Below are 3,379 nucleotides of genomic sequence, written 5' to 3' on the forward strand. Positions count from 1 at the left end.
CGAGCCTGGCCTCCCCCCAACGCCTGACCGCCCTCTCGAAAGCCCTCCGTCTTCACACCTCCTGATCCGGCCACCGGCGGATCAAGCGGTCCGTCGGTGCAGCCAGCGCACGGGGACTTGGGCCTGTCTGGAGTTGTGATCGGGGTGTCGGAGATTGTTCGATGTGGCGTGGCGGTGTGCGCGGCCGCCGCGGCGACGGCCATTGCTGCGGCCCACCGCTGCAGCCCGGTGTTGTCGGTGGCGGTCTATAGCCTGTCGCAATGATCCGAAGCGTGTTTGAGCAGCGTCCGCTCGATGCTGCCGTCGCTGACGCCGGGAGCGCGACGCTGGAGTTCGACCGGGCCAGGGCCTGGTTGCGCTCTGCGCTGGTTGGCGCCGTGGAGCCGTTGGGCGCCGAGGTGTGGGTCCTGGATACAACCCTGGAGCAGATCGTGCTGGTCAGGCACCCGTGGCGCGGGCTGGTCCCGCCCGGTGGCAAGGTCGAGCCCGGAGAGTGTCCGCGTGATGGCGCGGCCCGGGAACTGGCCGAGGAGACTGGGCTGCGGCCACGGTTGTTGGAGCGGCCCGCCGCGGTGGCGGTGCGGTCGTTCGCCCCGGGTTTGCCGAAGACGCTGTCCCTCTCCTATGCCGCGATCGGCGACCCGGAACGGCCGCTTATCGCGGAGGACGGGCAGCCCGCGGCCTGGATGCGGCTGGACCAGGGCTGGGACAGCTGCTTCCCCGATGACGTGCTGCGCATCCGACAGTACGTGAAGTTTCTGAGATCGGGTTCCTCTGCCTGGTGAGTGTGGCCGCGCCTGGTTCTGTGCTGTCGTCTTGCGGATTGCGGGCCGCGGCCGGTGCGGACGCCGGTAGCACGCTGCTGTGACGCGACGCGAACTGAGCGATGACGAGTGGGAGTTGATCAAGCCGTTCTTGCCGGTCGGCCGATATGGCCCCTACCCGCATCGGCTTCGTGAGCAGTTCGAGGGTGTGATCTGGCGGTTCCGCAGCGGTGGCCAGTGGCGGGAGATGCCCGCGGAGTTCGGTGCCTGGCAGACGGTCTACGACTGCTTCACCCAGTGGCGTGATGCCGGCGTGTTTGCCGCGCTGCTGGAGGCGATGATCGCGGGGGCCGCCCGGCGCGGTCAGGCCGACATGTCGCTTGTCAGCGTGGATTCCACGGTGGCTCGCGCGCACCACGACGCGGCAGGCATGGTGGTCGACCCCGAGGTGATGGCGGCGCCGGAAGAGGCCGCCGCGGAGGAAAAGGGGCACCAGAAACCGGGCAAACCACCCCAGTGACCACGGCATCAGAGCGGCCGGACACGGAGTGGACCGAACGCCGGAAAATACGTCGCCGCCGCCGAACCCGACTCAAGGCAGCAGCGCTCGGCCGATCTCGCGGCGGGCTGACCAGCAAGGTCCATCTTGCGGCGGACCGGCGCTGTCGCCCCTTGGCCTTCGTGCTCACTCCCGGGCAGGCCGCCGACAGCCCACGATTCATCGCCGTCCTTCAGGAGATCAAGGTGCGCAGGCCCGTCGGGCGTCCGCGGACCAGGCCCGACGCGGTGGCCGCCGACAAGGCGTACTCGTCGCGGGCCAACCGTGCCTACCTGCGCAGACGCGGGATCAAGGCGGTGATCCCGGAGAAGGCTGACCAGGCCGCGAACCGTAAGAAGCGCGGCAGCGCTGGCGGACGACCGGTCTCACACGACGCCGACCAGTACAAGGACCGCAACAGGGTAGAGCGCTGCATCAACAAGATCCGGGCCTGGCGCGGCTTGGTAACCCGCTACGACAAGACGCCCGAGAGCTACATGGCGGGGCTTCAACTGCGCAGATCCATCATCTGGATGCGCAGCCTCGACTCCGACACGTGATCACGACTCCAACCAGGCCCTTGGTGCGTCGTCACCCGCCAGATCTGCCGGGGGCGGATGGCGTTTGAGGCGCTGCCAGATGCCGGTGAGGAGCTCTGCCAGGCATTTGACCTCGGCACGACCGACGGAACACCACCCACCGCCCATAGGCGACCGGCGACTCCAGACCCCGCGCCCACCGGCCCGCGCCTCGCGATCGGCAACCAGCGACCGGTAACCGCCAACCGGCGACCAGCCACCAGTCACCAGCGACCGGTAACCGGCGACCAGCCACCAGCGACCGTTAATCGGAGACCGGCGCCCCGCGACCGGCGACCGGCGGCTCCCGACCCCGCGCCCCCGGCTCGCGACCAGCAGCAAGCGACCGGCGACAAGCGGCCAGCGACCGACGCCGACGACCGACGACCGACGACCGACGACCGACGACCGACGACTCGATGAGACTTCACGGCTGCTGCCTCACCGTCTCTGGCTACACGGACCGCGACCGGGCCCGCCAGTCGAGCACGACGCCGCCACCCGGCTGCAGAACCTCTACCGGCCAGGCTCCATACCACGACCAGCGGCACCCTGACCCGTCCCCTTCCCCACCGATGACCGGACCACGAACTCCGACTGCCGCACTGGACACCGTTCGGTGCGACCGCCGCCCAACGCGGATAAGTTGCCGCATGTGAGCAACGTGCGGATCGTGTACCGGAAGTACGGCGGAGCATTGCACTGGCACCACCCCGGCCGACTGCTGGGCGAGGACGAGCATGGAGTCTGGGTAGATGTGCCCAGCGGGACAGTCGCCCGCAAAGGCGACACCCCACCGATCACATGGAAGACCGCCGCAATCATGCTCTTCCCCCGAAACGCCTGGTGGACTGCGTCCTTCAACTCCCCACCGAACCGGTGTGAGATCTACGTTGACGTCACCACCGTCCCGGAGTGGAGGGACGGCGAGGTGACGATGCTCGACCTCGACCTCGACGTGATCAGAATGCGGGACGGCCGCCTCATCCTCGACGACGAAGACGAGTTCGCCGAGCATCAGGTCCTTCTGGGCTATCCAGCCGAACTGATCGCCCAAGCAGAAGCCACTGCCCAGTGGCTACTAAAAGCGGTAGGACACAGAAAGCAACCATTCGACGGCGCACATCTCCAGTGGCTACCAACGAGCACTTGAACAGATCACCCAAATCAAAGTCAGCTATCAGAGCCCACTCGACAAGATCATTCATGTTCAGTGGGGCGGCGTGACCGCTGGGACAAATCCCGCCAGGGCGGCCGAACCGCCGCTGACGCTATCTGCCCCCCGACCTGCCGCACTGGCAGGCCATCTACTGCTACCCCCACCTGCGCGAACAAGCCGACGTCACCGAGGCGCTGCTGAGCGAGCTGCGCATCAGGGCCCGCCGTCGGGTGTGTCCAGTTAACGGCTCTGTCGCACATTCGGTGGTGACCGAAGGTGCCGTAACGTCACGCTAAGTTGTGCTCGGTGTGGACGATCTTGTGCGTACGGTGTTTTCCGG

The 3,379-nt window shown here is 67.5% G+C and carries 2 protein-coding genes and 1 pseudogene; all 3 read left to right on the forward strand.

From position 1 onward, the window contains the following. The first annotated feature begins 260 nt into the window (after positions 1–260). The 3 genes and pseudogenes from AB0H84_RS23615 to AB0H84_RS23625 all read left to right on the forward strand — a co-directional run bounded on the left by AB0H84_RS23615 (position 261) and on the right by AB0H84_RS23625 (position 3,033). A complete protein-coding gene (locus AB0H84_RS23615; protein ID WP_357607825.1) occupies positions 261–785 on the forward strand; it encodes an NUDIX domain-containing protein in 525 nt (174 codons plus the stop codon). A 79-nt stretch (positions 786–864) separates the two neighbouring features. Beyond that, positions 865–1,862 (forward strand): annotated as a pseudogene (locus tag AB0H84_RS23620) (IS5 family transposase). A gap of 673 nt (positions 1,863–2,535) precedes the next feature. Next, positions 2,536–3,033: a DUF402 domain-containing protein gene (locus AB0H84_RS23625; protein WP_357607828.1), complete on the forward strand. Its 498-nt coding sequence runs from the start codon at positions 2,536–2,538 to the stop codon at positions 3,031–3,033. Positions 3,034–3,379 lie beyond the last annotated feature (346 nt).

Source organism: Nonomuraea sp. NPDC050786 (assembly GCF_040654115.1).
In the GTDB taxonomy this organism is placed as follows: Bacteria; Actinomycetota; Actinomycetes; order Streptosporangiales; family Streptosporangiaceae; genus Nonomuraea.

Excerpts from the sequence above, each read along its gene's own strand:
- AB0H84_RS23615 (WP_357607825.1), top strand. The coding sequence starts at position 261 with ATGATCCGAAGCGTGTTTGAGCAGCGTCCGCTCGATGCTGCCGTCGCT.